Genomic DNA, 12,619 nt, shown 5'->3' with positions numbered 1-12,619 from the left:
GGCGCCTCAGCGCGCCTTCAGCCGGTTCATGAAGCTGTCGAAGGACAACTCCGCTACCTGCCACCAGAGCAGGTTCTCGCCGCGGAAGGCCACCATCGAGTCGTAGCCGGCCTTGAAGTCGGCACTCTTGGCCGAGGTCTCGGCGTAATACTCCTCCGCCGCCTTCAGCGCCGCTTCCATCACCGGCAGCGGGAAGGGGCGCAGCTGCGCGCCCTGGGCGACGAGCCGGCGCAGGCCGCCCGGGTTCACGAAGTCGTATTTGCCGAGCATCCAGTTGTTGGCCGCCTCGCAGGCATTCTGGACGATCGCCTGGTAGTGCTTGGGCAGCTTGGCCCAGGCCTCCTTGCCGATGATCAGGTGCAGCATCGCGCCGCCCTCCCACCAGCCAGGATAGTAGTAGTATTTGGCGACGCGGATGAAGCCGAGCTTCTCGTCGTCATAGGGGCCGACGAACTCGGCCGCATCGATCGTGCCGCGCTCCAGCGCCGGGTAGACGTCGCCGGGTGCGATCTGGGTCGGCACCACGCCGAGCTTGGCCAGCACCGCGCCGCCCATGCCGCCGATGCGGAACTTGAGGCCCTTGAGGTCGTCGATGCCCTTGAGCTCGTTGCGGAAGAAGCCGCCCATCTGGCAGCCGGAATTGCCGCAGGGGATCGAGTACGCATTGAAGCGGTCGAGCACGCCGTTGACGATCTGCTCGCCTCCGCCGAAATACCACCAGCTGTGCTGCTGGCGGGCGTTGAGCCCGAAGGGAATCCCGGTGCCCAGCCCCAGCGTCGGGTCCTTGCCGATGTAGAAATAGGTCGGCGAATGCGCGCATTCGACCGTGCCCGAGGACACCGCGTCGAGCGCCTGCAGGCCGGGCACGATCTCGCCGGGCGCGAAGACCTGGATCTGGAACTTGCCGTCGGTCGCCTCGCTGACCAGCTTCGAGAACTGCTGCGCCGTGCCGAAGATGGTGTCGAGCGACTTCGGGAAGCTCGAGGTCAGCCGCCATTTCACCTCGGGCTGCGACTGCGCGATCGCGGGCATCGCGACAGGGGTCGCGGCGGCGGCGAGAGCGCCTGTTTTCAAAAAGTCGCGGCGTTTCATAAGGTGATCCTCCCACGGGCTTGTTCTGCCCTTATTGGCCCGTCAGGCGAGGAATGAAAAGACATGAAACTCGCTTCACTTGAGCATGGTCGCGACGGCCGTCTCGTCGTGGTCTCACGCGATCTCACCCGGGCGACCGACGCCTTTCCCGTCGTGCCGACCCTGCAGGCGGCACTCGACGACTGGGACCGGCTCGCCCCGCGCCTCGGCGATCTGGCGGAGGCGCTCGAGCACGGCTCGGTGCCCTCATTCCGCTTCCACGAGCATGACTGTGCCGCGCCACTGCCGCGCGCCTTCGGGCGGTTCGTCGCAACGGGCGGGGTGGGCGAACTCGCTTCGGCCCCCTCGGCCGGGGCGCTGGGGCCCCGCCAGCCCGTGCGCGCCGTCGATGAGGCTGCCGGTCTGGTTGCCGAGGCGGGACTGGCCGTCATTGCGGGCGACCTTGCGGCACGGTCCGGGTCGCCGCAGGCGGCAGGCGTGATCCGCCTCGTGATGCTGGGCTGCCGGGTGCTGGAAACGAAGGGCGCCACAAGCGAGGCTGACGCCGCCGCCCGCGAGGTGGCTTTCAGCTTCTCGCCGGTCGTCGTGACGCCCGACGAGATCGGCCCCGCCTGGCGCGATGGGCGCGTCGAGCTGCCCCTGCTGCGCCGGGTCAACCAGCAGCCCCTGCAGCGGGGCGAGGTGCCGGCGGGCATCGCAGCGGGAAGCCTGCTGGCACAGGCGGCCGCGCGGCAGGCGCTGCAGGCGGGGACGATCCTGGCCTGGGCCGTGCCGATGCCGCAGGAGCAGCCGCTGCGCTTCGGCGACACCGTCCGCATCGAGATGAAGGATGCGGCGGGCCATTCCATCTTCGGCGCGATCGAGCAGGAGATCCTGCCGCTCGGGTGAGGGGAACCGTAGCGCCACCCACGCGTCATAGCGCTTGGCGTCAGGGGGCCTGGCGTCGTACCGCTTGGCGGCCGCAGGGGCGCCCGCTACCTTGCCGCATAACCGCACATCCTCCGCGAGAGCCGACGCCTGATGATCGAAACCGTCGCCTTCTATCCCGAGACCGTCCCGCTCGCCTTCTTCGTCTGGGGGCCGGTGCTGGTGATGGTGCTGTTCTGGGCCGCGGGCATCTGGTCCAGCCGCCAGGGCGTGCCGCGCATGCTGGAGAACGACTGGAACGGCTACAATGCCGACGATGTCGAGAAGCTCTTCGCTCTCTATGGCGAGACGCACCGCGCCCGCTACCGCAACCGGGTGCTCCCGGCCGACGTCGCCTTCGCCTTCACCTACGCCATCGTCGGCGCGATCCTGATCGCGGGGCTCGCCATGCGCGGTCAGCCCTGGTGGGTGGCGGCGCTCTGCGGCGGCGGCTGGCTGCTCGGCGGCCTCTGCGACGTGGCGGAAAACCTCGCCGTCGCCCGTCTGCTCGACAAGTATCCGAAGGTCGAGGCCGGCGACGTCGCCTTTGCCAGCCGGGCGACGCAGTTCAAGCTCGTGCTGTTCCTGGCGGGCATCGCCGGCGCAATCGCTGCGGCCTATCTCGCCTTCAAACCGCTGGCGGCCTGAACGCCGCGCCGGCTCTGGCGGGAGCCGACCAGCGCAACCATATCCGGCGCGAGGCCCTCGCGCCGCTGGAGAGACGACCCCATGAAAGCCCTTGCTTCCGCCCTTCTGGCCGGTGCCCTCGGTCTTGCCGGTCTGGCGGCCCCGGCCACGGCGCAGGAAGATCTGATCTTCCGCAAGTCGACCGTCTGGAAGATGCTGACGCCTGACGACAAGCTGGCGGTCTACGGCGTCGACGATCCCGTCGTCGAAGGCGTCGCCTGCCACTACACCGTGCCCGAGAAGGGCGGTGTGTCCGGCATGTTCGGCGTGGCCGAGGAGGTCTCGGACGTCTCGCTCGCCTGCCGCCAGATCGGCCCGATCCGGTTCAAGGAAAAGGCCGAGCAGGGCGATGTCGTGTTCCGCGAGCGGCGCTCGCTGATCTGGAAGAAGATGCAGATCGTCCGCGGCTGCGACGCCAAGCGCAACGTCCTGATCTACATGGTTTATTCCGACAAGCTGATCGACGGCTCGCCGAAGAACTCGACCTCGAGCGTGCCGATCATGCCCTGGGGCGGCACGGCCGAGCCCGCCAGGTGCAGCGAGTGGATCAGGTGAGCGACGGCCTCAGCCGCCGCAGGTGATGACCAGAGGCTGCTCAGGAGCAGCAGCGGGGGCGGTGCGAGCCTTCGAGAGCGATCCGGTGAAATCCTCGCGAGAGGCCAGTCCGAAGGAGTTCGCGCGGGCATAGCCCTGGGCTTCGCACCAGGCGTCCGCGACGATCTTGCCGCATTCCGACTTGCTGGAGATGCAGTCGGCGACGCCGTAGCCGTCGCTGGCGGGGATCAGGAAGGTGCGCTGCCCATTGGGGGCGGCCTCGGTCTTCGTCGTCGGCAGGACCGACAGCGAAAGTCCGGCTCCGACGATCCCGAACAGGCCGATCAAGGCAACGGCGCGACGCATGGGGTGACTTCCTCGCAAACGATGGGCGCTCAACCCTCGACTCACGAGGATGGTTCCTATCGGTTAAAATTTGAATAAAATGTCCTGCATCCGGCGCGGCCGGAGCAAAAACGGGGCGCCCTCTTGACGGAAAGCGCGCGCGAAGGCAAGCGTGTCGGGATGACGCGGGCCCTCAACATTATCTGCATGATTTGCCGCTAGCTCTCGCTGGCCGGCTGCTCACGTCCTCATCCTGAAACGGTAAAGACGCAACAGCGCCCCGGCCAGCGGCCAGGATCGCCCTTCGTCACGCTTTCGCCGTTCGCCAGGATCAACACCCCGATGCCGACCCTCAGGCTCTACAACACGCTGACCCGGACGAAGGAGGACTTCGTCCCCGTCGATGCCGCCAATGTCCGCATGTATGTCTGCGGGCCGACGGTCTACGACTACGCCCATATCGGCAATGCGCGCCCGGTCATCGTCTTCGATGTGCTCTACCGGCTGCTGCGGCATCTCTATGGTGCCGACCACGTCACCTATGCCCGCAACCTCACCGACGTCGACGACAAGATCAACGCACGCGCCGCCCGCGATTTCCCCGGCCTGCCGCTGAACGAGGCGATCGCGAAGGTCACCGAGAGCACCACCGCGCAGTTCCATGCCGACATCGCGGCGCTCGGCTGCCTGCCGCCGGACGAGGAGCCCCGCGCCACCGACCATATCGGCGAAATGCAGGCGATCATCCACCGCCTGATCGCGCGCGGCGTGGCCTATGTCGCCGAGGAGCATGTGCTGTTCCATGTCCCGGCCGTGGCGCATCTGCGCGCCGCGCCGAAATACGGCTCGCTCGCCCGCCGTCCGCTCGACGAGATGATCGCGGGGGCACGGGTCGATGTCGCGCCCTACAAGCGCGATCCGATGGATTTCGTGCTCTGGAAGCCGAGCCGCGACGGCGTCGATCCCGGCTGGCTCTGGCCGGAGGGCGCGCCCGAGGGCATCACCCGTCCGGGCCGGCCGGGCTGGCACATCGAATGCTCGGCCATGTCGATGGCGAAGCTGCTCGAGCCCTTCGGCGGCGGGCTTGCCTGCGACGATCCCGCCAGGAACGTCTTCGACATCCATGGCGGCGGCATCGACCTCGTCTTCCCGCACCACGAGAACGAGATCGCCCAATCCTGCTGCGCCTTCGGCGGCGCAGACGGCTCCGGCCGGATGGCGAACTACTGGATGCACAACGGCTTTCTGCAGGTCGAAGGCGAGAAGATGTCGAAGTCCCTCGGCAACTTCGTCACGATCAACGAGCTGCTGGAGACGGACAAGTTCGGCGGGCGCAAATGGCCCGGCGAGGTGCTGCGCCTTGCGATGCTGAAGACGCATTACCGCCAGCCGATCGACTGGACGGTGAAGGCGCTGGAAGAGGCGGAGGCGACGCTACGAAGCTGGGAGCCGCTCGTTCGTACCATCTCAAACCACTCAACCGAGGCTCCCCGCAATGTCAGCGAGGACGTGGTGGAGGCTCTGCTTGACGACCTGAACACTGCCAAGGGCATGGCTGCGCTGCATTCGTTGGCTCGCTCCGCCAGAAACGGGGATGGTGAGGCAGCATCGTCCCTTGCCGCAACAGCCGATTTCCTCGGCTTGCGACGGCATGCCTGGGACGCTGCCGAGCAAGGTCTGACGTTCAAAACGGCGACCGACGACGCCTTTGACGCTAAGATTGAGGCTCTGATCGAAGCCCGCCTTGCCGCTCGCGTCGCCAAGGACTTTAAGCGCTCAGACGAGATCCGCGACGAACTCGCCGCCATGGGCATCGCCCTCAAGGACGGCAAGGACCCCGCCACCGGCGAGCCGACGACGACGTGGGAGGTGAAGCGATGAACCGCGACACGCGGCCCGCCGCCATCCTCATCAAGCCTGAAAAAGAACAGCCATGACCCCGAAGATCCGCCCCGCCGGCTCGCTCTCTGTCGCCATCAAGCTCGTCATGTTGGCGATGGTGGTGCCGCGCGTGTTGCGCTTCAAGCTGCGGCGCGACGCATGAGCGCGGCCCGCATCCACCTGTTCGACACGACGCTGCGCGACGGCGCGCAGACCACCGGCGTCGATTTCTCGCTCGACGACAAGCGCGCCGTGGCGGGCCTGCTCGACCGGTTGGGCATCGACTATGTCGAGGGCGGCTATCCCGGCGCCAACCCGCTCGACACCGCCTTCTTCGCCGAAAAGCCGACGAAACACGCCAAATTCGCCGCCTTCGGCATGACCAAGCGGGCGGGACGCTCGGCCGCCAACGATCCCGGAATCGCCGCGCTGCTCGAGGCGAAGGCGGACGCGATCGTCTTCGTCGCCAAGAGCTGGGACTACCATGTCCATGTCGCGCTCGAGATCCCGCTCGAGGACAACCTCGCCGGCATCCGCGAAAGCGTCGAGGCGGCGAAGGCCGCCGGCCGCGAGGTCATGCTCGACTGCGAGCACTTCTTCGACGGCTACAAGGCCAATCCGGACTACGCGCTGGCCTGCGCCCGCACGGCCTATGAGGCCGGCGCCCGCTGGGTCGTGCTCTGCGACACCAATGGCGGCACACTGCCCGACGAGATCGGCGCTATCGTCGCAGCTGTCGCGAAGGTCGTTCCGGGCGATCATCTCGGCATCCACGCCCATGACGATTGCGGCTGCGCCGTCGCCAATTCGCTGGCCGCCATCGAGGCCGGGGCGCGCCAGATCCAGGGCACGCTGAACGGGCTGGGCGAACGCTGCGGCAACGCCAATCTGGTGACGCTGATCGGCGCGCTGAAGCTGAAGGAGCGCTATCGCGGGCGTTTCGCGCTGGGCATCGACGAGAAGCAGCTCGGCGAGCTCAGCCAGGTCTCGCGCGCCCTCGACGAGATGCTGAACCGCGCGCCCAACCGGCATGCGCCCTTCGTCGGCGCCTCCGCCTTCGCCACCAAGGCCGGCATCCATGCCTCGGCCGTGCGGAAGGACCCGCGCACCTACGAGCATGTGCCGCCCGAAGCGGTCGGCAACCGCCGCAAGGTGCTGATCTCGGACCAGGGCGGCAAGTCGAACCTCGTCGCCGAGCTGGAGCGCATCGGCGTCACGCTCGGCCGCGACGATCCCCGGCTCGGCCGCGTGCTGGAGGAGGTCAAGGAGAAGGAGGCGCAGGGCTACGCCTTCGAGGGCGCCGACGCCTCCTTCTACCTGCTCGCCAAGCGGATCATGGGCGAGGTGCCGGCCTATTTCGAGGTCGAGCGCTTCAAGGTGAATGTCGAGCGCCGCTACAACGCGCTCGGCGATCTCGTCACCTTCTCGGAGGCGATCGTGAAGGTGAAGGTCGGCGACGAGGTGCTGATCTCGGCCGCCGAGGGCGCGGCCGGCCCGGTCAACGCGCTCGATGTCGCGCTGCGCAAGGATCTTGGCCGCTACCAGTCGCTGATCGCGGGGCTTCGCCTCGTCGACTACAAGGTCCGCATCTTCCAGGGCGGCACGGATGCCGTCACCCGCGTGCTGATCGAGTCGGCGGACGAGACCGGCGAGCGCTGGACCACGGTGGGCGTCAGCGCCAACATCATCGACGCGTCCTTCCAGGCGCTCGTCGACTCGATCACCTACAAGCTGATGCGATCCGGCGCGACGGGGTAGGGCACCTACGTCATCCTCGGGCGCAGCGCAGCGCAGACCCGAGGATCTCAGAACAAGTCCGGCGCTTGATGCCAGTCCGGCAAGAGATGGTCGGGTCAAGCCCGACCATGACGCGCTGCCCCGTTTACTCCGTCAGGCGGATGACCTTGTCCCTGCAGAGATTCATGTCCTCGGCGTCGCTCTCGACGGCGTCGTCGAAGCGCGCGAGCACGAAATAGCTGCAGCCGGCCGGCTTGTTCAGCTTCACCGCGATGCTCTTGCCCGGGGCCAGCGGCTTGGCGATCTTGCCGACGAGGCGGGGCTGGTCGCCGCCGGTGGCGATCTCGAACAGCGTCAGCGGCACCGACCGCATATTGGTGACCGTGATCTGGGCCGGCGGCTTGGCGCTTTGGGCGGTGGCCGGCAGTGTCGTCGCCAGCAGGCCGGCGGGAAGCGCGAGCAGGCCCGCGAGCACAAGTCGGTTGATCGTCATGGTATTTCGTCCCCAATGACGCGCTCGTGGCGCTGCACGATCTGACACCCGCCTTGGGACGGAAGCAAGGCGGCGAAAGGTTGGAGAATGTTGTTCTCCTGCCCCATGCAATCGCGACCGAATGGGCCTATATCGGCGCTCCAACCTGGAATCGTCCCAAGATGTCATCGCCTGCCGCGCCGCCCCCGGCGAAGCCCTTCGCGCGCTCCGCCGTGCTCCAGCCTGGCTCCGGCTTCGTGGAGACTTTCCGCGCGCTCTGGCCCTATCTCTGGCCGGCGGACCGCGCCGATCTGCGCCGCCGCGTGGTGCTCGCCTTCGCCCTGCTGGTGATCGGCCGCATCGTGCTGATGGGCGTGCCCTTCGCCTTCAAATGGGCGACCGATGCGCTCGCCAACACGCCCTCCAGCCTGCAGAACTGGCTGCCCTGGTTGGTCGGCGCGCCGCTGGCGCTGACGGTGATCTACGGCCTCGCGCGCGTTGGCTCGGCGGCGTTCATCCAGGCGCGGGATGCGCTGTTTGCCCCCGTCTTCATGCATGCGGTGCGCACGCTCGCGTTGCAGACCTTCGGGCATCTGCACCATCTCTCGCTGCGCTTCCATCTCGAGCGCAAGACCGGCGGGCTGACGCGCGTGCTGGAGCGCGGACGCAACGGCATCGAGGAAATGGTGCGGCTCGGGCTCAACCAGCTCGTGCCGGTGACGATCGAGCTCGTCCTGATCATCGCCGTGCTGCTGACGATCTTCAACTGGCTCTATGTCGTCGTGCTCGTCGTGATGGTCACGACCTACATGGCCTACACCATCAAGGCGACGGAGTGGCGCATCGCCATCCGCACGCAGATGAACGAGTCCGACACCGACGCCAATTCGAAGGCGATCGACTCGCTCTTGAACTACGAGACGGTGAAGTATTTCGGCGCCGAGGCCCGGGAGACCGCGCGCTACGACCTCTCGATGGCGCGCTATGAGCGCAACTCGATCAAGGCTTACACCTCGCTCGCCTGGCTGAACTTCGGACAGGCCGCGATCTTCGCGGCGGGCCTGACCATCTCGATGGTGATGGCGGTGCAGGGCTTCCGGGCGGGTACGCTGACGGTTGGCGACTTCGTGCTGATCAACGCCATGCTGATCCAGCTTTACCAGCCGCTGAATTTCATGGGCACCGTCTATCGCGAGATCAAGCAGGCGACGCTCGACATCGAGCAGATGTTCTCCCTCATCGGCAAGGACCCGGAGATCCAGGACAAGCCGGGCGCCAAGCCGCTCGTCGTGCCCGCCGGCGAGGTCTCCTTCGAGGACGTCCACTTCGCTTATATCCCCGAGCGGCCGATCCTGAAGGGCATCTCCTTCACCGTGCCGGCGGGCAAGACCATCGCCATCGTCGGCCCGTCAGGTGCCGGCAAATCGACGATCTCGCGTCTGCTCTTCCGCTTCTACGAGCCGCAGACCGGCCGCATCCTGATCGACGGCCAGCCCATCGCCGATGTCCAGCAGGTCTCGCTCCGCGCCGCCATCGGCATGGTCCCGCAGGATACGGTGCTGTTCAACGACACGATCGAATACAACATCCGCTATGGCCGGCCCGAGGCCACGGTGGAGGAGGTCGAGGAGGCCGCCCGGCTCGCCCAGATCGACCGCTTCATCAAGTCGCTGCCCGAGGGCTACGCCACCTCGGTCGGCGAGCGCGGCCTGAAGCTCTCCGGCGGCGAGAAGCAGCGCGTCGCCATCGCCCGCACGATCCTGAAAGGCCCGCCCGTCCTGGTGCTGGACGAGGCGACCTCGGCGCTCGATTCCTTCACCGAGAAGGAAATCCAGGACGCGCTCGATTTGGTCAGCCGCGGCCGCACCACGTTGGTCATCGCTCACCGGCTCTCGACCGTGATCAATGCCGACGAGATCATTGTGCTCGACAAGGGCCTGATCGCCGAGCGCGGTAGCCACGCCACGCTTCTGGCGGCGGACGGCATCTACGCCTCGCTTTGGAACCGCCAGCGTCAGGTCGACGAGGCCAAGGCGACGCTCCAGCGCGCCAGCGCCGAGGAGGAGCCGAGCGTTCGGGTCACGCTGGCGCCCTGACGGCAGGCGCGGCAGGCGCGTCGCTGGCCCTGGCGGCGCGCTTCCTGCATCCTGCCATCGCCACCTCCGGCCCACCCGACGAGGCGATGCGATGTTCAATCCCCTGAGTTTCGTCGGCTTCCACACCTGGCTCAGCCTGATCGCCATCCTGGCCGGTTTCCCGGTCGCGGCGGGGCTGCTGCGGGGCCATGTCAGCCCGCGCTGGACCGGCGTGTTCCTGTCCACCGCCTTCGCCACCAGCGCGACCGGGTTCGGCTTCCCCTTCAGCGGTGTGCTGCCCTCTCACATCATCGGCGGCGTGGCGCTCGTGCTGGCGGTCGTGGCCGGCTTCGCGCTCTATGGGCGCATGCTGATCGGGCCTTGGCGCGGCATCTATGCGATTACGGCGATGCTCAGCTTCTACCTGCTGCTCTTCGTGCTGGTGGCGCAGTCCTTCCAGAAGGTCCCGGCGCTGCGGGCGCTGGCGCCGACCGGGTCCGAGCCGCCCTTCGCGATTGCCGAGGGCCTTCTCCTCGTCGCCTTCATCGGTTTGACCTGGCTGGCGGCCCGGCGCTTCACAAGCTACCGCGTCGCGGCCTGAGCCCGTTCACCGCGCGACGGCGCGCATCCGCAGCGGCTGCTTCGGCCGCAGCGTGATCTTGAGCGTTGGTTCGGGCGCCTTGCCCGGCAGCGGTTCGAGCCGCAGCGCCGGCAGAAGCACGGCCAGGATCGCGACCGCCTCCATCGTCGCAAAGGCGCTGCCGATGCAGATGCGGGGGCCGGCGCCGAAGGGCAGATAGGCGTAGCGATGGCGCCCGCGGGCCGCATCGCCGAGGAAACGCGACGGGTCGAACTGCTCGGGCCGGTCCCATAGCTGTTCGTGGCGGTGCACCGCCTGGATCGGCACATAGAGAACCATGCCCTGCTTGAGCGCGACGCCACCGAGCGTGAACGGCTCCTCGACCTCCCGCGTGATCACCGGCGCAGGCGGGTAGAGCCGCATCGCTTCCTGGAACACCGCCTTGGTCAGCGGCAGCGCCGCGATATGGCGCGGTTGCAGCGGGCCACCTTCCGTCACGGCCGCGATCTCATCGAGAACCTTCGCTTCCCAGTCGCGGTTTTTCGCCAGCAGATGGAAGGTCCAGGCGAGGCCGAGCGCGGTCGTCTCGTGGCCGGCGGTGACGAAGGTCAGGAGGTTGTCGACGATCTCCTCGTCGCTCATCGCCCGGCTGGTCTCGGGGTCGGCGCTGGCCAGCAGCATGTCGAGCAGGTCGCCATTCTCCGGCGGCTCGTCCCGGCGCTGCGCCACCAGCGCCCGCAGATTTTCGCGCAGATAGGTCACCGAGGCGCGCGCCTTGGCCCGGCCGGGATAGGGCATCCAGTCCGGCAGGCCGAAGAGGTTGTAGATGAACATGTAGTTGGACGGCTCGAGATAATCCGAGATCGCCTGCTCGACCTTGCCGACATCGAGCGCCTGTGCGCCAGACAGCATCGTCTCGATGATGATGTCGAAGGTGGTGCGCATCATCTCATGGCCGATATCGAGCGGCGCTGAGGCCGCCTGCCAGCGCCCCCGCGTCGCCTGCGCCGCCTCGATCATCTCCGGCAGGAAGCCGAGCAGCTTCTCGTGCTGGAAGCCCGAGGCCACGGCCTGTCGTTGCCAGCGCCAATGCCCGCCATCGGCGGTGAGCAGCCCCTCGCCGATGGCGGGGCCGAGCACCTTGCGGATGAGTTCGCCCTTGCCGAGCTTGCCGGCCTGGCGGGTCAGCGCTTCCTGGATCAAGGCGGGGTCGCAGACATAGAGGCTGGATCGCCCGGCCGTCTTCGCCAGCACCAGCCGCTCGCGATAGACCTCCGGCGGAAGCGCCTGGAGCGGGTTGCGCAGCAGCGAGGCAATCACCGAGAGCGTCGCCCGGCGGCTCTCCACCAGGCCCGGGGGCTGCGTCAGGGCGAGGGCGTCGAGTGTGGTCACGGCCGGTCTCCTGTTATGGGCACAGGGTCGGCGTCGAATGGGGCGCGGCGATGACGCTCTTCCCTGCGCGCCCCGAACCCCCTAAACAGCGCCCAGAACCGGCGGCCCTTTCCGCCGCAGACCGCATCGGGAGGCGCGACAGCCGCGCGCTCCGCATCACGGAATTCAAAACCCATGTCGCTCGTCGATTCCGTCCGCAAGGTGATCGTGCCCATCCACAAGGAGGGTTACGTCTTCATCGCCATCGCGCTCGTCGCGACGATCGTGCTCGCCAATCTCTGGTCGCCCTTCGGCTGGATCGGCGCGATCATCACGCTCTGGATCTGCTACTTCTTCCGCGATCCGATCCGCATCACGCCGCAGCGCGAGGGGCTGGTGATCTCGCCGGCTGACGGCCGCGTCAGCCAGGTGGCCTCGGCCCTGCCGCCGCCGGAGCTCAACCTCCCGGCCGAGCCGATGACGCGCATCTCGATTTTCATGAACGTCTTCGATTGCCATGTGAACCGCGCCCCCGTGCCGGGCCGCATCGTCAAGATGGCCTATACGCCGGGCCTGTTCCTGAATGCCGAGCTCGACAAGGCGAGCGATGACAACGAGCGCAACGCGCTGGCGATCGAGACCGCCCACGGCATCGTCGGGGTCGTCCAGATCGCCGGCCTGATCGCCCGTCGCATCGTGCCCTTCGTCAAGGAAGGCGAGGTCATCGGCACCGGCGAGCGCTTCGGCCTGATCCGCTTCGGTTCGCGCGTCGATGTCTACCTGCCGCTCGGCGTCGTGCCGCTGGTCGGCGAGGGCCAGACGGCTTTCGCGGGCGAGACGGTGCTGGCCGATTTCGCCGGCAGCGAGCCGGCGGTGCGGGCGTTCAGGGGTATCTGATACCGGGCTCGTCATTCTCGGGCTTGACCCGAGAAGCTCCCG

At 67.5% G+C, this 12,619-nt stretch carries 12 protein-coding genes; 8 read left to right on the top strand and 4 right to left on the bottom strand.

Annotation, left to right across the window (positions count from 1 at the left end; translation table 11 throughout):
- Positions 1 to 6 precede the first annotated feature (6 nt).
- Positions 7 to 1,092 (bottom strand): TRAP transporter substrate-binding protein, encoded by a 1,086-nt coding sequence (locus ABIE41_RS20885; RefSeq protein ID WP_192642153.1) that lies wholly within the window; start codon positions 1,090 to 1,092, stop codon positions 7 to 9.
- Between the two features lie 63 nt (positions 1,093 to 1,155).
- Between ABIE41_RS20885 and ABIE41_RS20880 the strand changes: the two genes are divergently transcribed.
- The 3 genes from ABIE41_RS20880 (at position 1,156) to ABIE41_RS20870 (ending at position 3,240) form a co-directional block, all read left to right on the top strand.
- Complete coding sequence (locus ABIE41_RS20880) at positions 1,156 to 1,980, top strand: fumarylacetoacetate hydrolase family protein (RefSeq protein WP_192642152.1); 825 nt, start codon at positions 1,156 to 1,158, stop codon at positions 1,978 to 1,980.
- 132 nt (positions 1,981 to 2,112) lie between these two features.
- Positions 2,113 to 2,646 carry a hypothetical protein gene (locus ABIE41_RS20875; protein ID WP_192642151.1) on the top strand — a complete coding sequence of 178 codons (534 nt, stop codon included), beginning with the start codon at positions 2,113 to 2,115 and terminating at the stop codon, positions 2,644 to 2,646.
- Between the two features lie 81 nt (positions 2,647 to 2,727).
- A complete protein-coding gene (locus ABIE41_RS20870; RefSeq protein ID WP_192642150.1) occupies positions 2,728 to 3,240 on the top strand; it encodes a CreA family protein in 513 nt (170 codons plus the stop codon).
- Between the two features lie 9 nt (positions 3,241 to 3,249).
- Here the strand turns inward: ABIE41_RS20870 and ABIE41_RS20865 are convergent, their stop codons facing one another.
- Positions 3,250 to 3,585 (bottom strand): hypothetical protein, encoded by a 336-nt coding sequence (locus ABIE41_RS20865; RefSeq protein WP_192642149.1) that lies wholly within the window; start codon positions 3,583 to 3,585, stop codon positions 3,250 to 3,252.
- A gap of 321 nt (positions 3,586 to 3,906) precedes the next feature.
- Here ABIE41_RS20865 and cysS point away from each other — a divergent pair, with 321 nt between their 5' ends.
- The gene (gene cysS, locus ABIE41_RS20860) at positions 3,907 to 5,445 is read left to right on the top strand and encodes a cysteine--tRNA ligase (protein ID WP_192642148.1); all 1,539 of its coding nucleotides are present in this window, start codon (positions 3,907 to 3,909) and stop codon (positions 5,443 to 5,445) included.
- Positions 5,446 to 5,604: 159 nt separating this feature from the next.
- Positions 5,605 to 7,203 carry a citramalate synthase gene (gene cimA / locus ABIE41_RS20855; protein ID WP_192642147.1) on the top strand — a complete coding sequence of 533 codons (1,599 nt, stop codon included), beginning with the start codon at positions 5,605 to 5,607 and terminating at the stop codon, positions 7,201 to 7,203.
- Between the two features lie 124 nt (positions 7,204 to 7,327).
- Here cimA and ABIE41_RS20850 read toward each other — a convergent pair whose 3' ends face one another.
- Positions 7,328 to 7,675, bottom strand: coding sequence for a hypothetical protein (locus ABIE41_RS20850; RefSeq protein WP_192642146.1), 348 nt, complete (start codon positions 7,673 to 7,675; stop codon positions 7,328 to 7,330).
- Between the two features lie 161 nt (positions 7,676 to 7,836).
- On the opposite strand from ABIE41_RS20850, the gene ABIE41_RS20845 reads away from it, so the two are divergent.
- Together ABIE41_RS20845 and ABIE41_RS20840 are read left to right on the top strand one after the other, a co-directional pair.
- Complete coding sequence (locus tag ABIE41_RS20845) at positions 7,837 to 9,750, top strand: ABCB family ABC transporter ATP-binding protein/permease (protein WP_192642145.1); 1,914 nt, start codon at positions 7,837 to 7,839, stop codon at positions 9,748 to 9,750.
- Between the two features lie 91 nt (positions 9,751 to 9,841).
- Positions 9,842 to 10,330, top strand: a complete 489-nt coding sequence (locus ABIE41_RS20840) for a hypothetical protein (protein WP_192642144.1) — start codon at positions 9,842 to 9,844, stop codon at positions 10,328 to 10,330.
- A gap of 6 nt (positions 10,331 to 10,336) precedes the next feature.
- Here the strand turns inward: ABIE41_RS20840 and ABIE41_RS20835 are convergent, their stop codons facing one another.
- Complete coding sequence (locus ABIE41_RS20835; protein WP_192642143.1) at positions 10,337 to 11,701, bottom strand: cytochrome P450; 1,365 nt, start codon at positions 11,699 to 11,701, stop codon at positions 10,337 to 10,339.
- Positions 11,702 to 11,764: 63 nt separating this feature from the next.
- Between ABIE41_RS20835 and ABIE41_RS20830 the strand changes: the two genes are divergently transcribed.
- The gene (locus ABIE41_RS20830; RefSeq protein WP_354193513.1) at positions 11,765 to 12,577 is read left to right on the top strand and encodes a phosphatidylserine decarboxylase; all 813 of its coding nucleotides are present in this window, start codon (positions 11,765 to 11,767) and stop codon (positions 12,575 to 12,577) included.
- Positions 12,578 to 12,619: the final 42 nt, after the last annotated feature.

The organism is Bosea sp. OAE506 (assembly GCF_040546595.1).
Classification (GTDB): domain Bacteria; phylum Pseudomonadota; class Alphaproteobacteria; order Rhizobiales; family Beijerinckiaceae; genus Allobosea.
The sequence above is the reverse complement of the archived record's forward strand: the minus strand, read 5'-3'. Positions and strand labels throughout refer to the sequence as shown.

Coding starts and splice junctions, on each gene's coding strand:
- ABIE41_RS20875 (WP_192642151.1), top strand. CDS start 2,113: ATGATCGAAACCGTCGCCTTCTATCCCGAGACCGTCCCGCTCGCCTTC.
- ABIE41_RS20870 (WP_192642150.1), top strand. CDS start 2,728: ATGAAAGCCCTTGCTTCCGCCCTTCTGGCCGGTGCCCTCGGTCTTGCC.
- cimA (WP_192642147.1), top strand. CDS start 5,605: ATGAGCGCGGCCCGCATCCACCTGTTCGACACGACGCTGCGCGACGGC.
- ABIE41_RS20845 (WP_192642145.1), top strand. CDS start 7,837: ATGTCATCGCCTGCCGCGCCGCCCCCGGCGAAGCCCTTCGCGCGCTCC.
- ABIE41_RS20885 (WP_192642153.1), bottom strand. CDS start 1,092: ATGAAACGCCGCGACTTTTTGAAAACAGGCGCTCTCGCCGCCGCCGCG.
- ABIE41_RS20850 (WP_192642146.1), bottom strand. CDS start 7,675: ATGACGATCAACCGACTTGTGCTCGCGGGCCTGCTCGCGCTTCCCGCC.
- ABIE41_RS20880 (WP_192642152.1), top strand. CDS start 1,156: ATGAAACTCGCTTCACTTGAGCATGGTCGCGACGGCCGTCTCGTCGTG.
- ABIE41_RS20865 (WP_192642149.1), bottom strand. CDS start 3,585: ATGCGTCGCGCCGTTGCCTTGATCGGCCTGTTCGGGATCGTCGGAGCC.
- cysS (WP_192642148.1), top strand. CDS start 3,907: ATGCCGACCCTCAGGCTCTACAACACGCTGACCCGGACGAAGGAGGAC.
- ABIE41_RS20840 (WP_192642144.1), top strand. CDS start 9,842: ATGTTCAATCCCCTGAGTTTCGTCGGCTTCCACACCTGGCTCAGCCTG.